This window comes from Faecalibacterium faecis (genome assembly GCF_040096475.1).
GTDB lineage: Bacteria > Bacillota > Clostridia > Oscillospirales > Ruminococcaceae > Faecalibacterium > Faecalibacterium taiwanense.
In genome coordinates this window covers 33,741-46,583 of the sequence record NZ_JBBMEP010000001.1, presented here as the reverse complement: position 1 = coordinate 46,583, position 12,843 = coordinate 33,741, and the positions used below count along the sequence as shown (strand labels likewise).

Annotated in this window: 14 protein-coding genes; 7 read left to right on the top strand and 7 right to left on the bottom strand. The window is 57.3% G+C overall.

Annotated elements, in window-relative coordinates; translation table 11 throughout:
• Positions 1-21: 21 nt before the first annotated feature.
• Positions 22-453 (bottom strand): cell division protein ZapA, encoded by a 432-nt coding sequence (locus tag WMO17_RS00225; RefSeq protein ID WP_097774784.1) that lies wholly within the window; start codon positions 451-453, stop codon positions 22-24.
• Positions 454-879: 426 nt separating this feature from the next.
• Here WMO17_RS00225 and WMO17_RS00220 point away from each other — a divergent pair, with 426 nt between their 5' ends.
• The 6 genes from WMO17_RS00220 to WMO17_RS00195 all read left to right on the top strand — a co-directional run bounded on the left by WMO17_RS00220 (position 880) and on the right by WMO17_RS00195 (position 7,692).
• The gene (locus WMO17_RS00220) at positions 880-3,285 is read left to right on the top strand and encodes a glycogen/starch/alpha-glucan phosphorylase (RefSeq protein WP_349137238.1); all 2,406 of its coding nucleotides are present in this window, start codon (positions 880-882) and stop codon (positions 3,283-3,285) included.
• Between the two features lie 75 nt (positions 3,286-3,360).
• On the top strand, positions 3,361-5,217 hold the full coding sequence (locus tag WMO17_RS00215) for a glycoside hydrolase family 13 protein (RefSeq protein ID WP_338428616.1): 1,857 nt from the start codon (positions 3,361-3,363) through the stop codon (positions 5,215-5,217).
• 257 nt (positions 5,218-5,474) lie between these two features.
• Complete coding sequence (locus tag WMO17_RS00210; RefSeq protein ID WP_120079455.1) at positions 5,475-5,924, top strand: NfeD family protein; 450 nt, start codon at positions 5,475-5,477, stop codon at positions 5,922-5,924.
• 50 nt (positions 5,925-5,974) lie between these two features.
• Positions 5,975-6,880 (top strand): SPFH domain-containing protein, encoded by a 906-nt coding sequence (locus tag WMO17_RS00205; protein ID WP_005939926.1) that lies wholly within the window; start codon positions 5,975-5,977, stop codon positions 6,878-6,880.
• Positions 6,881-6,956: 76 nt separating this feature from the next.
• Positions 6,957-7,433 (top strand): NanQ anomerase/TabA/YiaL family protein, encoded by a 477-nt coding sequence (locus tag WMO17_RS00200; RefSeq protein WP_349137237.1) that lies wholly within the window; start codon positions 6,957-6,959, stop codon positions 7,431-7,433.
• Positions 7,434-7,452: 19 nt separating this feature from the next.
• Positions 7,453-7,692, top strand: coding sequence for a hypothetical protein (locus WMO17_RS00195; RefSeq protein WP_349137236.1), 240 nt, complete (start codon positions 7,453-7,455; stop codon positions 7,690-7,692).
• 59 nt (positions 7,693-7,751) lie between these two features.
• Here WMO17_RS00195 and WMO17_RS00190 read toward each other — a convergent pair whose 3' ends face one another.
• The 6 genes from WMO17_RS00190 to dapF form a co-directional block, all read right to left on the bottom strand.
• Positions 7,752-7,910, bottom strand: a complete 159-nt coding sequence (locus WMO17_RS00190) for a hypothetical protein (RefSeq protein WP_173012852.1) — start codon at positions 7,908-7,910, stop codon at positions 7,752-7,754.
• Position 7,911: 1 nt separating this feature from the next.
• On the bottom strand, positions 7,912-8,556 hold the full coding sequence (locus WMO17_RS00185) for an ABC-2 transporter permease (protein ID WP_349137235.1): 645 nt from the start codon (positions 8,554-8,556) through the stop codon (positions 7,912-7,914).
• Positions 8,553-9,398, bottom strand: a complete 846-nt coding sequence (locus tag WMO17_RS00180; RefSeq protein WP_349137234.1) for an ABC transporter ATP-binding protein — start codon at positions 9,396-9,398, stop codon at positions 8,553-8,555. The genes WMO17_RS00185 and WMO17_RS00180 overlap by 4 nt, the downstream gene beginning before the upstream one ends.
• 2 nt (positions 9,399-9,400) lie before the next feature.
• Positions 9,401-9,772, bottom strand: coding sequence for a GntR family transcriptional regulator (locus WMO17_RS00175; RefSeq protein WP_005939906.1), 372 nt, complete (start codon positions 9,770-9,772; stop codon positions 9,401-9,403).
• A 284-nt stretch (positions 9,773-10,056) separates the two neighbouring features.
• Positions 10,057-11,244: an LL-diaminopimelate aminotransferase gene (locus tag WMO17_RS00170; protein WP_349137233.1), complete on the bottom strand. Its 1,188-nt coding sequence runs from the start codon at positions 11,242-11,244 to the stop codon at positions 10,057-10,059.
• Positions 11,245-11,426: 182 nt separating this feature from the next.
• Positions 11,427-12,266, bottom strand: coding sequence for a diaminopimelate epimerase (gene dapF, locus WMO17_RS00165; RefSeq protein WP_005939901.1), 840 nt, complete (start codon positions 12,264-12,266; stop codon positions 11,427-11,429).
• A gap of 299 nt (positions 12,267-12,565) precedes the next feature.
• Here dapF and acpP point away from each other — a divergent pair, with 299 nt between their 5' ends.
• Positions 12,566-12,802, top strand: coding sequence for an acyl carrier protein (gene acpP / locus WMO17_RS00160; RefSeq protein ID WP_044953468.1), 237 nt, complete (start codon positions 12,566-12,568; stop codon positions 12,800-12,802).
• The last annotated feature ends 41 nt before the right edge of the window (positions 12,803-12,843 follow it).

The following is a 12,843-nucleotide window of genomic DNA, read 5'->3' as shown; positions in this document are numbered from 1 at the left end:
CTCCTTTATCCTGTAAACGGCTTATTCCGCCTTGTCCGCTTCGCCCTCGGCAGCAGACTGCTGTGCCGCCTGCTGGGCGCGCTCCTCGCGCCGGGCTTCCTTATTGCGCATCTTTTCCAGCTGTTCGCGCAGGGCGGCAGCTTCCCGCCGCAGCACCTCATTCTCTGCTTTGACCTTATCTTCCGCCAGCTTTGCGCGGGTAGCATCCGCAATGTAATCCTGGATCTGGCTGCGCATATTCTCAGCACTGCCGGTGCTCTTGCGGTATTCGTCCAGATAATCCATGGCGCAGAACACCGCCGCCTTAGTCACCGAAAGATTCGCATTATCGTCCAAAAGCTTGGTGATGTCTTCATCCAACTTTTTCGCCAGCGACAAAATATATTTTTCCGGGTCCGTCGTAGCAATGGCATACGGCGTACCTGCAATGTTCACCCGTACCTTGTTGACCATATCTGTTTCCCCTTTTTATCCTTTTCTGCCCGCAGCGGGCAGTGATTTTCTGATTTTTGCCGGGAAACGGCACCGTTCCCGGTACCGTTTTGGTGTCCTGTCACCCGCCGGGCGAGTTACCCGGCACATTTCTCCCGGAGTTTGTCCCCGAAAATGTTTCGGAACACAGCTTTCTCTCCCTATTATAATATAAATAAGCATCAAGAAAAAGTGTATTTTTTGAAATTTTGGCATATTTATCAGAAAGTTCAATAAAAAAATGTCAGTTACAGAAAAAATCCCCTGATTCCTTGCATTTGTCATTCTGCCATATTATAATATCTTTGTTATGTTGGCGGCAGAGCAAGTGAGGGAAAGTGCCTGCAGGCGCCAATTATTTCAATTATTTTAGCAAAGCTGAAAACTTATGCGGATAGGAGTACCTTTATGACATCGAAAGAATTCGGTAAACTTCTTCAGGACAAGCTCACCAGCGAGTACGGCGTGGAGCTGAGCGTTGCTTCCAACCAGCAGATCTACCGCTCTTTGGCTCTGATCTGCCGCCAGATGATGAGTGAGAACCACAAGAAGTTCCAGTCCAAGGCCATTGGCACCGGCACCAAGCAGGTGTATTACCTGTGCATGGAGTTTCTGATGGGCCGCAGCCTGAAGACCAGCCTGCTGAACCTGGGTCTGGACGAGGTGGCAAAAAAGGCCCTGTCCGATGCTGATATCAATATTGACAGCATCTTTGAGGAAGAGCCGGATGCAGGTCTGGGCAACGGCGGTCTGGGCCGTCTGGCTGCCTGCTATCTGGACGGCATGGCCACCACCGGCATCTGCGGCACCGGCTACTCCATCCTGTACGAGTACGGCATCTTCAAGCAGAAGATCGTGGACGGCTGGCAGCAGGAGCGTGCCGACAACTGGCTGCCCGGCGGTCAGGTCTGGCTGCAGAGCCACCCCGATCAGGCTGTGGAAGTGCGCTTTGACGGCGAGATCCACGAGAACTGGGACAAAGGTTTCCACTATATCCAGCACACCAACTACAACAGCGTCATGGCTGTTCCCTCTGATATGTATGTGCAGGGCTACGACGGCAAGGGCGTTGCAAAGCTGCGCCTGTGGCAGGCAAAGGCCCCGGACTTTGATATGTCCAGCTTCTCTCTTGGCAACTACAACACTGCAATGAGCAAGAACGCCAATGCAGAGCTGATCTCCAAGGTGCTGTACCCCAACGATAACCATGTTGAGGGCAAGATCCTGCGCCTGCGCCAGCAGTACTTCCTGTCTGCCGCATCCATCGGCGATATCGTCCAGAACCACCTGTCCAGCTATGCGACCCTCGAGAACCTGCCCGACAAGGTGGCCATCCAGCTGAACGACACCCACCCCACCCTCGCCATCCCCGAGATGATGCGCATTCTGCTGGATGAGTGCGGCTTTGGCTGGGACAAGGCATTCGACATCTGCCAGAAGGTCTTCTCCTACACCAACCACACCGTCATGGCTGAGGCTCTGGAAAAGTGGAACGTGGATATCTTCAAGATGACCCTGCCCCGCATCTACCAGATCGTGGTGGAGATGGACCGCCGCGCCCGCGCAGAGCTGGAGAAGGTCTTCCCCGGCGACAAGGGCAAGATCGACTATATGGCACTGATCGGCGACAATCAGGTGCGCATGGCAAACATCTGCGCCTACACCGCCAACAGCATCAACGGCGTGTCCAAGCTGCACAGCCAGATCATCAAGGATAGCGTCTTCCACGATTACTACCTGTTCAAGCCGCAGGCCTTCAAGAACGTGACCAACGGCATCGCTTACCGCCGCTGGCTGCTGGCCTCTAACCCCGGCCTGTGCAAGCTGCTGGACGAGACCATCGGCGACGGCTACAAGCATGATGCTTCCGATCTGTCCAAGCTGAACAAGTTTGAGAACGACAAGACCGTTCTCAAGCAGCTGAACGCCATCAAGCTGGAAAACAAGAAGAACTTTGCCAACTATCTGTCCAAGAGCACCGGTCAGGTCATCGACCCGAACTCCATCTTTGACTGTCAGGTCAAGCGTATGCACGAGTATAAGCGCCAGCACCTGAACGCGCTGAACATTGCTGCCCAGTACCTGTACCTGAAGGAGAACCCCAACGCCGACTTCATCCCCAAGACCTATATCTTCGGTGCAAAGGCTGCTCCCGGTTACTACATGGCAAAGCAGATGATCCGCATGATCTGCAAGCTGGGCGACCTCATCAACAACGACCCCGCTGTGCGCGACAAGCTGCGCGTGGTCTATCTGGAAGAGTACTGCGTCTCTCTGAGCGAGCACCTGATGCCCGCCGCCGAGGTCTCTGAGCAGATCTCTCTGGCCGGCACCGAGGCTTCTGGTACCGGCAACATGAAGTTCATGCTGAACGGCGCTATCACTCTGGGCACTCTGGACGGCGCAAACGTGGAGATCGCAGACGCTGCCGGCAAGGAGAACGAGCTGATCTTCGGTATGCTGACCCCCGAGGTGAACAACCTCAAGCAGGTGGGCTACCATCCCAACGCTTTCATCATGGGCGATGACGTTGCCAACAACGCTCTGAACTTCCTGGAGCGCGGCTGGAATGGCGAGAACTTCCACGAAGTGACCGAGAACCTGCGCAGCAGCGACCCGTATATGGTCATGGCCGACTTCAAGGATTACCGCCGCGCACAGGCCGACCTGCAGAAGCTGTATGCCGACCGCGAAAAGTGGGCACACATGAGCCTGAAGAACATTGCCAACAGCGGCATCTTCAGCGCCGACCGCTCTGTGCTGGATTACGCACACGACATCTGGTACGCTTCCCCGGTGCCCATGGGCAAGTAATTTTCCCTTAAAAAATCCATCTGCCCCGGCGGCGTTTGGCCCGCCGGGGCTTTTTTGAGAAAGGACGACCCTGCTTTGTCTTGTCTGTTCAATAGCTACGACCCCTATTTCAAGCAGCCCTTTGGCGCACTGCGGGCCGGTCAGACCGTACGTTTGACCCTGTGCATCCCGGAAGAGCTGGGCTATGTCGATCCTCATCTGGTGCTCCAGAAGGAGGGAAAATATGACGTGCCGGTGCACTACCGCATGAAGTTCGACGGCCAGACCCCCCAGCAGAACCACTTTTCCGTGGAGCTGCCGCTGAATGACCCGGGCCTGTACTTCTACTACTTCGACCTCTACACCGACTTCCGCCGCATCTACCGCGGGCCGGACAACTGCGGCGTTGTCAGCTGGCAGGAAGGCGAAAAGTGGCAGATCACCGTCTACGATGCCGGTTTTCAGACCCCGGAGTGCATCAAGGGCAAGGTGTTCTATCAGATCTTCCCGGACCGGTTCTGCGAGGGCATTGAGAACAAGCCCATGCCTTTCCCGGACCGGCTGTATCAGGCCGACAAACACGCCGAACCCTTCTGGCAGCCCAACGAGACCGGCGGCCACCTGAACGAGGACTATTTCGGCGGCGACTTGGAAGGCATCCGCATCAAGCTGCCCTATCTGCGGGAGATGGGGGTGGACTACCTTTACCTCAACCCCATCTTTGAGGCGCACTCCAACCACCGCTACAACACCGCCGACTATCTCAACGTAGACCCGCTGCTGGGCACCAACGAGGAATTCGAGGTGCTCTGCCGCGAGGCCGCCAAGTACGGCATTGGCATCGTGCTGGACGGTGTGTTCAGCCACACCGGTTCCGACAGCCGCTATTTCAACCGCGAAGGCCGCTATGGTGACGGCGGCGCTTACCGCGACCCCAACTCCCCCTACCGCAGCTGGTACGATTTTGACCCCAAGTATAAGGGCGGCTACCGCAGCTGGTGGGGCTTCGAGACCCTGCCCGAGGTGAACGAAGAGAACCCCTCCTATGTGGAGTTCATCACCGGCGAGGGCGGTGTCATTGACACATGGCTGCGGCGCGGTGCCGCAGGCTTCCGTCTGGATGTGGCCGACGAGCTGCCGGACGACTTTATTGAAAAGATCCGCGCCGCTGTCAAGCGGGTCAGCCCGGAGAAGTTCCTGCTGGGCGAGGTGTGGGAGGATGCCACCACCAAATACGGCTTTGGCCAGCGCCGCACCTATCTGCTGGGCAAGGGGCTGGACAGCGTGATGAATTACCCCTTCAAAAACGCTGTGCTGGACTTTGTAAAGGGTAAGCCCGCCGAGCAGGCCATGGGCGAAATTCTGTCCATCTGTGAGCACTACCCCGCCCCTGCCATGGACACTGCGCTGAACTTTCTCTCCACCCACGACACCGAACGCGCCCTCACCGTGATCGCGGACGAGCCCGCCAACGGCCGTGGCCGCGAGTGGCAGAGCGGCCGCTGTGTGACCGGCGAAGCCTATGAGGAAGGGATGCTGCGTCTGCGCATGGCCTATGCCATCATCTACACGCTGCCCGGCGTGCCCTGCCTGTACTACGGTGACGAGATCGGGATGCAGGGCTACCGCGACCCCTTCAACCGTGCCTTCTTCTGCTGGGACAGCCATGAAAAGCGCCTGAAGCCGGTGCTTGCCCAGCTGGCGCAGCTGCGCCACACCTGCGAGGCCTTCCGCACCGGTGAGCTGCGGGTGCTCCGGGCGCAGGACGGCATCCTGCACTACCAGCGCGTAGGCGAAGCGGAGACCGCCGAGATCATCGTGAACCGCTCGGAGCACATCATCGTGGAGCCGCTGGCTTCCGGCAAGCACACGGAGGTGAACCCCATGGGCTTTACCATCGTGGTGGAGGAGAACGGGCATAACCCGAACCACAGCTATTACGATATCAAGTAAAAACGATTTGAATGCCCGCCGCGTTCGCTCTGGGCACATTCAGAGGAAATTTTATCTTTTATTTTCGCAACAACGGGCAGCCTGCGGGCCGCCCGTTGTTGCATTTTCACACAAAGGGCCGTATCCGCAAACTACATCTTGCACTGCTTTTCATTTATTTTGTTCTTTATTTCGTTTTCTGCGCAACGTTCCAGTAAAAAACGCTTGACCTTCCACCCGGGTGATACTCTATAATAGGGCCATAAGGAGGGAGAACCATGAATCCTGTTCCATTTCTCTGGCTGGCTGCCGTGGTGGGCTTTTTACTGTTGGAGGCTTCCACCTTCAGCATGACCTCTGTCTGGTTCGCCGTCGGCGCAGCTGCCGCCCTGCTCACCTGCCTGTTCACGGATTCGTTCCGGGCGCAGGCCCTGGTGTTCATTGTGGTAAGCATTCTGTGCCTGCTGGCGTTCCGGCCGCTGGCTGCAAAGCTGCGCCAGAAAATCACCCCCACCAATGGCGACCGAAACCTTGGCCGGGAGGCCACCGTGCTGACCACCGTCACCGCCGACCTACCGGGCCGTGTGCGACTGGACGGCGTGGACTGGAATGCCCGCTGCGCCACTCCCGGCGACATTCTCACCCCCGGGCAGCGCTGCCGTGTGACCGAACTGCACAGCACCCTGCTCATCGTGGAGCCCGTATTGACCGAAAGCCGCAGAGCGTGATCTGCGTTCTGCGCTGAAACGTTGCACCCATCTGAAAAAGGAGAACCACTATGGTCATGTTTTTTCTGATCCTCGCGCTGGTCTTTGTCGTCCTGCTGGTGATCATCACCAATATCGTCATCGTGCCCCAGTCCAAGGTGTATGTCGTTGAGCGGCTGGGCAGCTACTCCGACACATGGTCGGCAGGCCTGCACATTAAGATTCCCTTCATCGAGCGCATCGCCAAAAAGGTGAGCCTGAAAGAGCAGGTGGCAGACTTTCCCCCTCAGCCGGTCATCACCCGCGATAACGTTACCATGCAGATCGATACCGTGGTGTTCTTTCAGGTGATGGATGCCAAGCTCTACACCTACGGTGTCAACCAGCCCATTGCGGCAATCGAAAGCCTGTCTGCCACCACCCTGCGCAACATCATTGGCGAAATGGAGCTGGATCACACCCTGACCAGCCGCGATGTCATCAACGGCAAGATCACCGCCATCCTGGACGAAGCCACCGACAAGTGGGGCATCAAGGTGAACCGCGTGGAGGTGAAGAACATCATCCCGCCGCGTGAAATTCAGGAAGCCATGGAGAAACAGATGAAGGCTGAGCGCGAGAAGCGCGCCGTCATCCTGAAAGCCGACGGTGAAAAGCAGGCCGCCATTACCGCCGCTGAGGGCGAAAAGGAAGCCGCCATCCTGCGCGCGGATGCTGTGAAGCAGCAGCGCATTCTGGAAGCCGAGGGCGAAGCACAGGCCATTCTGGCCGTGCAGAAGGCCAACGCCGACGCCATCCGCCTGTTGAACGAGGCCATGCCCAGCGATAAGGTTCTGGCCATCCGCAGTCTGGAAGCTCTGGCCAAGGTGGCCAACGGCAAGGCAACCAAGATCATCATTCCTTCGGAGCTTCAGAATCTGGGCGGCGTGGTGCCCAGCATCAAAGAGCTGATGACCGACCCGAAGGACGCAGAATAAAATTTAAAATTCCGGTTCACCGTCTGTGCTATATGCAGGCGGTGAACCTTGTTTTGCACGATAAAGGAGTTCTTCTATGATCTACGATACCCTGAACAACCTGCCCAACTATCTGGGCGTGAGCGACAACCTCGACACCGTCATTGAGTATATCATGGCGCGGGACATCACCACCCTGCCCGCCGGACGCACCCGCATCGACGGCGAAAAGGCTGTGGTCACTGTGAGCACCGTCACACCGCTGACTTCCGATAAAGCGCTGTTCCAGCGCCACGACAACCACATCACGCTGGAGACCGATCTGGACGGCAGCGAGCTGTTTGAGGTAAGTCTTGCGGAACTGACCCCCACCAAGCCCACCGACGAAGCCACCGACACCACCGTAGGCACCGCCGGCACCAGCATTGCCGGTATGCTGTGTGAGGGACGGTTTGCCCTGTATCTGGCAGGCGAGCCGTATAAGTCCGGTCTGAAGGCACAGGGCTGCGGTAAGCTGAAAAAAGCCGTGTTCAGCATCGAGCTGGACCCGGACGAGGAAGAAACGGAAGAATAACCGAAAGGAGATTTTCTGTATGGGATTTTTTGCTGTCCTTGCTGCAAGCCTGTTTGCCGTGTTCCTCTTTACCGTGTTCGGCGGCTATTCGCTGCTGCTCTGGTGCCAGCAGTCCCTGTGGATGGTGGTTCCGCCTGCGGTGGTGCTGGCTGTTCTGGTGTGGACGTTCCTGAAAATGGACGACAAGATCACCGCCCTGCAAAAGCGGGTGGAGGAACTGGAAGCCGCGCAGAAAACCGCCGAAAAGTCCAAGAAATAAATACGCGCCGCCCTTACCGGAGAAGCTTCTCCTGCAGGGGCGGCGCTCTTTTTTACAGCTCACTTTTTATCCTGTGGGTCATCCAATCCTTTGAACATCACCATGCCCAGAATTGCAAAGCTGGCGCCCAGCACAAAACCCACTGTCCCCAGCGACACGCTGAACAAAACGCCCATGGCAACGCCGAACAGGATACCCGCGATCTGACTTTTCTTCATTTTACTGCTCCGCCTTTCCGTACCATGCAACAGACAGCCGCCACGAGAGAGCATACAGCGTCAGAGCCGCCACCGCAATACCCAGCAGCCCCAGCGACGAGATGCTCTGCGGAAGAAGGTTTCTCACAATACCGTCCTCGTTTGCGGCCACGGAAAAGCCCATCAGGGCCGCGAGCGCACCAACTATGAAATAGAACACGACCTTTGCCTTTTCGTAGCCGAAGCGGTAGCTCAGCGGCAGCAGGATGGTGCTGCTGAGCAGGGTGGTCATGCCCACCTGCACCAGCGTAGAGATCACGAGCGCGCTATCCACGGCTACCCAGTGCAGCTGTGCCACGCCAAGCGCCGCGGCAGCAAATACCTCTGCCAGCACCAGCCCGCACAGACCAACAATGTATTTACACCCCACCAGCTGCTCTTTTGTGGCCGGAAGCGCGGCACTGTATTCGTTGAAATTGCTGGTTTGGTCGTATGCCAGCAGTGTCATGGGCATCATACCCAGCAAAAAGCCCGCATAGACAATGAAGAAATTGGCCCCGTTCATCATCGGGATCACGCCCGCACCCATCATGACTACAGCTCCCACAACGACCATTTTTGCGTAATACCATGCCTGATATGCGTCCTTTAACAGCAAGCCTTTCATGCAGCACACTCCCCTTTCACCATCAGTACAAACAATTCCTCAATGCTTACCGGGGTAAGCTCTGCCCCGGCGGGCATTGCATCCCGGCGCACAAGCGCCTCTACCCCGTAGGGGGTGACCCGCTTGCCGTACACCCGCGTATCCAGTGCCGCCAGCTGCGCCGCCGTGCCATGCCACAGGGCGTATTCCTCCCGCAAGGCGTCCTTTTCCTCACAGAGCAGCAGTCTGCCCTTGTGCAGGAAGGCGATGGTATCGCACAGCTTTTCCAAGTCGCTGACGATGTGGGAGGAGATAAGGATGGAGTGGTTTTCGTCCCGGGCAAAGTCCAGCAGCAGGTCGGTCACCTCGTCCCGCACCACCGGGTCCAGCCCGTTGGTAGCTTCGTCCAATAGCAGCAGCTTCGGGTGGTGCGCCAGTGCCACCGCAATGCACAGCTTCCTCTGCATTCCAGCGGAGTAATCCTTATACTTTTTGTCCGGCGGCAGGTCAAATTTCCGGCAAAACGCCGTGTAGTCACCAGCGTCCCAGTTGCGGTAGATGCCCGCCATCACCTTGCCCACCTCCACAGCGTTCAGGCACAGGGGAATGCCATCGCTGCCCAGCACCACACCGATTTCTTCCTTGGTGTGTACAAGGTCGGTGCGGTTGTCCCTGTCCAAAATGGTCACGGTACCGCCGTCCCTCTGCAGCATGTCCAGAATCAATTTGATGGTGGTGCTTTTGCCTGCGCCGTTCTCGCCGATCAGGCCGCAGATGGTGCCGCCGGGCAGTGTCAGATCCAGCGGTCCGAGGGTAAAGTCCTTATAGTGCTTTGTAAGTCCCCGCAGTTCCAGTGCGTTCATGTTCAGCCCTCCCACAGCAGTTCCAGCATCTCCCGCAGCTCTTCCCTGCTCAGCCCGCAGGATGCGGACAGCTTCACAGCTTCGGTAAGGTGCGCTTCAATTTTTTTCAGGTTCTCTTCCCGCAGCAGCTCGGTGTTTTTAGGGGCTACAAAAAAGCCCTTTGCCGGTACTGCGTAAAGGAAGCCCTCTTTTTCCAGTTCATCGTAGGCGCGCTTGGTGGTAATGACGCTGATGCGCAGATCCCGTGCCAGCCCCCGGATGGAGGGCATGGCCTCGTCCGGCTGCAAAGCCCCGCTGATGATCTGCTGCTTGATCTGGTTGTAGATCTGGTCATAGATAGGCGCGCCGCTTTTGTTGTTGATAAACAGTTCCATCGGCTGCTCCTTTGGCTCTTATGTTTTATCTGTATATGTACAGTATATACAGTAGATACATAGTTGTCAAGGGGTACGAGAAAAGTTGGGTAAACAAAAAAGCTCCGCTGCACAGTTTGTGCAACAGAGCTTTTGAGAACTCCTTCCGTCACGACTTACGCCGTGCCACCTCCCTCATAGAGGGAGGCTTTTTTTCGCAGCGGGCAGCTTTCCGGGCCGCACCTGAAGGCTCCCTCTCAGAGGGAGCTGGCATCGCGCAGCGATGACTGAGGGAGTTTTCCTTTTTACAGTGCCTTGATGGCGTTCTTAATGCGCTCGGCGGCCATCTTGGTCTTTTCGGCATCACCGAAAGCGGTCAGGCGGAAGTAGCCCTCGCCGCACTCGCCGAAGCCCACGCCCGGGGTACCGACCACGCCGCAGTTTTCCAGCAGCCAATCGAAGAACTCCCAGCTCTTCATGTTACCGGGGCAGCGCAGCCAGATGTAGGGGCTGTTCTTGCCGCCGCAGTACCACACGCCGCACTCATCCAGTGCGTCCGCGATGACCTTGGCATTCTTGCGGTAGTAGTCCAGATTCTGCTGGATCTCGGCCATGCCGCTCTCGGTGAACACCGCAGCGGCGGCGCGCTGCACCACATAAGGCACACCGTTGAACTTGGTGGTCTGGCGGCGCAGCCACAGCTTATTGATGTTCATTCCCTCGCGCTCCAGCTCCTTGGGCACCACGGTGTAGCCGCAGCGGGTGCCGGTGAAGCCTGCGATCTTGGAGAAGGAGCAAATTTCAATGGCACACTCCCGTGCACCCTCGATCTCGAAGATGCTGCGGGCGAGGTTCTCGTCGGAGATGAAGCACTCGTATGCAGCATCGTACAGGATGATGGCATCGTTCTTACGGGCGTAGTCCACCCATGCCTTGAGCTGATCGCGGGTGTAGGCGGCACCGGTGGGGTTATTGGGGCTGCAGATATAGATGATGTCAGCCTTCACATTCTCATCCGGCATCCCCAGAAAGCCGTTCTCCTGACTGGTGCGGCTGTAGATGATCTTGCGGCCATCGGTCACGTTATCGTCCACGTAGGTGGGATAAACGGGGTCCGGCACCAGCACAGTGTTGTCCACATCGAACAGGCCCAGCACATTGGCCAGATCACTCTTGGCACCGTCCGAGATGAAGATCTCGTCCTCTGCCAGCTGGGTGCCGCGGCCTGCGTAGTAGCCCTGAATGGCCTGCTTGAGGAAGGGGTAGCCCTGCTCCGGGCCATAGCCGTGGAAGCCTTCCTTGGTGCCCATCTCATCGGCTGCATCGTGCATGGCCTTGACCACACACTTTGCCAGCGGCTGGGTCACATCGCCAATGCCCAGACGGATGATCTCCTTCTCCGGGTGTGCCTCCTGATAAGCGGCCACCTTGTGGGCAATGTCCACAAACAGGTAGCTTGCCTTCAGCTCGTTATAGTGTTTGTTCATCTTCATAGTACTTTCCCTCGCTTCTGTTTTGGTATGACCCTCTCAGTCATCTCGCGTCCGCTCGATGCCAGCTCCCCCGAGTGGGGGAGCTTTTTTGTTGTGAAGAAAAACTTTTCCTCTTGATGTGGAAAAGCTCGCCCTTCGGGAGAGCTGTCGCCGTCAGGCGACTGAGAGGGTTTTCGTTTTCCTTACACTTCTGTCGTGCCTTCGCACACGGTCTCGGCGGCGCCGGTCATCAGCAGCTGTCTGCCGGGCAATACCCGGATGGTCAGCACACCGCCGCGCAGCTGCACATGGATGTCCTCGCCTGCCGGGCAGATGCCAAGCTCGGTCAGGGCCGCCACGGTGGCGCAGGTGCCGGTGCCGCAGGCCCATGTCTCGCCGCTGCCGCGCTCCCACACCCGCATCTTCAGGTGGGTGGCATCCACCACCTGCACGAACTCGGTGTTGATGCGCTCCGGGAAGTTTGCGTGGTGCTCAAAGGCCGGGCCGATCTCTTCCAGCTTCAGGCTGTCCACATCCTCCACCACAGTCACACAGTGGGGGTTGCCCACACTGATGCAGGTCACATGCCACGTTTTGCCGTCCACGGTCAGTTCTTTGTCCACAAGCGGTTCTTCGCCCATGTTCACAGCAGGCAGGCTGGCAGGCATGGCACTGTAAGCGCCCATCTCCACCTGCCACAGGCCCGCACCCTTGTGGGTGACGGTCTTCAGGCCGCTGAGGGTATCAATGGCAAGCGTTTCCTTTGCAATGCCGTGGGTGTACAGCCATTCAGCCACGCAGCGGATGCCGTTGCCGCACATCCTGCCCTCGCTGCCGTCTGCGTTGAAGATGCGCATCATGCCGTCCGCACCCGCCGTCTGCGCAGCGCAGATGCAGATGATGCCGTCCGCACCAATGGAAAAATGCCGCCGGGACAATTTTTCGGAAAGGGCTGCAATGTTCTCCGGCACACCGCTTTTGCGGCAGTCCAGATAGATATAATCGTTGGCGCAGCCCTGCATTTTGGTAAATGAAAGCTTCATGCTCAAAACTCCTTCATGGGACTTGTGGTCAGTCCCTATAAACTCGCTACTCTATAATGATAAGAAACCGGGGCGCTCCTGTCAAGCGAAAATGCACCTTTCCGGCAATTTTTCGCAAAGGAATCTGCCAGAATGGAAAACAGGGCTTGACAATACGCATGGCATGGGATATAAAAAAAGAGAGAGTTTTGTACAGTCCGGGGCCGCGCAGCATCTGCGGGTGCATCCGTCACGGCAGCCGCACGCACGGCACCGGTGTACAGGACAGGCAAAACAACTGCAAAAAGGAGACCACAGGAATGGATACTTTTGAAAAAATCCGTGCATTGCTGGCGGAGCAGCTGGATGTTGACCCGGCAAAGATCACGATGGATAGTGACATCATGAGCGATTTTGAGGCCGACAGTCTGGATATCGTGGATATGGTGATGACGCTGGAGGATGAGTTTGGCATTGAGGTGCCGGACGATGCCATCGAGTCCCTGCGCACCGTGGGCGATGTGGTAAACTTTGTGGACAGCCACGCGCAGAACTGATTCAGTCAAAAAGCCCTGCCTTCTGGTGCGGCACCCGGCCG

What these genes read in the sequence shown, in the direction of transcription:
- WMO17_RS00220 (WP_349137238.1), top strand. Translation starts at nt 880, where the DNA reads ATGACATCGAAAGAATTCGGTAAACTTCTTCAGGACAAGCTCACCAGC.
- WMO17_RS00205 (WP_005939926.1), top strand. Translation starts at nt 5,975, where the DNA reads ATGGTCATGTTTTTTCTGATCCTCGCGCTGGTCTTTGTCGTCCTGCTG.
- WMO17_RS00185 (WP_349137235.1), bottom strand. Translation starts at nt 8,556, where the DNA reads ATGAAAGGCTTGCTGTTAAAGGACGCATATCAGGCATGGTATTACGCA.
- WMO17_RS00210 (WP_120079455.1), top strand. Translation starts at nt 5,475, where the DNA reads ATGAATCCTGTTCCATTTCTCTGGCTGGCTGCCGTGGTGGGCTTTTTA.
- WMO17_RS00180 (WP_349137234.1), bottom strand. Translation starts at nt 9,398, where the DNA reads ATGAACGCACTGGAACTGCGGGGACTTACAAAGCACTATAAGGACTTT.
- WMO17_RS00200 (WP_349137237.1), top strand. Translation starts at nt 6,957, where the DNA reads ATGATCTACGATACCCTGAACAACCTGCCCAACTATCTGGGCGTGAGC.
- dapF (WP_005939901.1), bottom strand. Translation starts at nt 12,266, where the DNA reads ATGAAGCTTTCATTTACCAAAATGCAGGGCTGCGCCAACGATTATATC.
- WMO17_RS00190 (WP_173012852.1), bottom strand. Translation starts at nt 7,910, where the DNA reads ATGAAGAAAAGTCAGATCGCGGGTATCCTGTTCGGCGTTGCCATGGGC.
- WMO17_RS00170 (WP_349137233.1), bottom strand. Translation starts at nt 11,244, where the DNA reads ATGAAGATGAACAAACACTATAACGAGCTGAAGGCAAGCTACCTGTTT.
- WMO17_RS00195 (WP_349137236.1), top strand. Translation starts at nt 7,453, where the DNA reads ATGGGATTTTTTGCTGTCCTTGCTGCAAGCCTGTTTGCCGTGTTCCTC.
- WMO17_RS00175 (WP_005939906.1), bottom strand. Translation starts at nt 9,772, where the DNA reads ATGGAACTGTTTATCAACAACAAAAGCGGCGCGCCTATCTATGACCAG.
- WMO17_RS00225 (WP_097774784.1), bottom strand. Translation starts at nt 453, where the DNA reads ATGGTCAACAAGGTACGGGTGAACATTGCAGGTACGCCGTATGCCATT.
- acpP (WP_044953468.1), top strand. Translation starts at nt 12,566, where the DNA reads ATGGATACTTTTGAAAAAATCCGTGCATTGCTGGCGGAGCAGCTGGAT.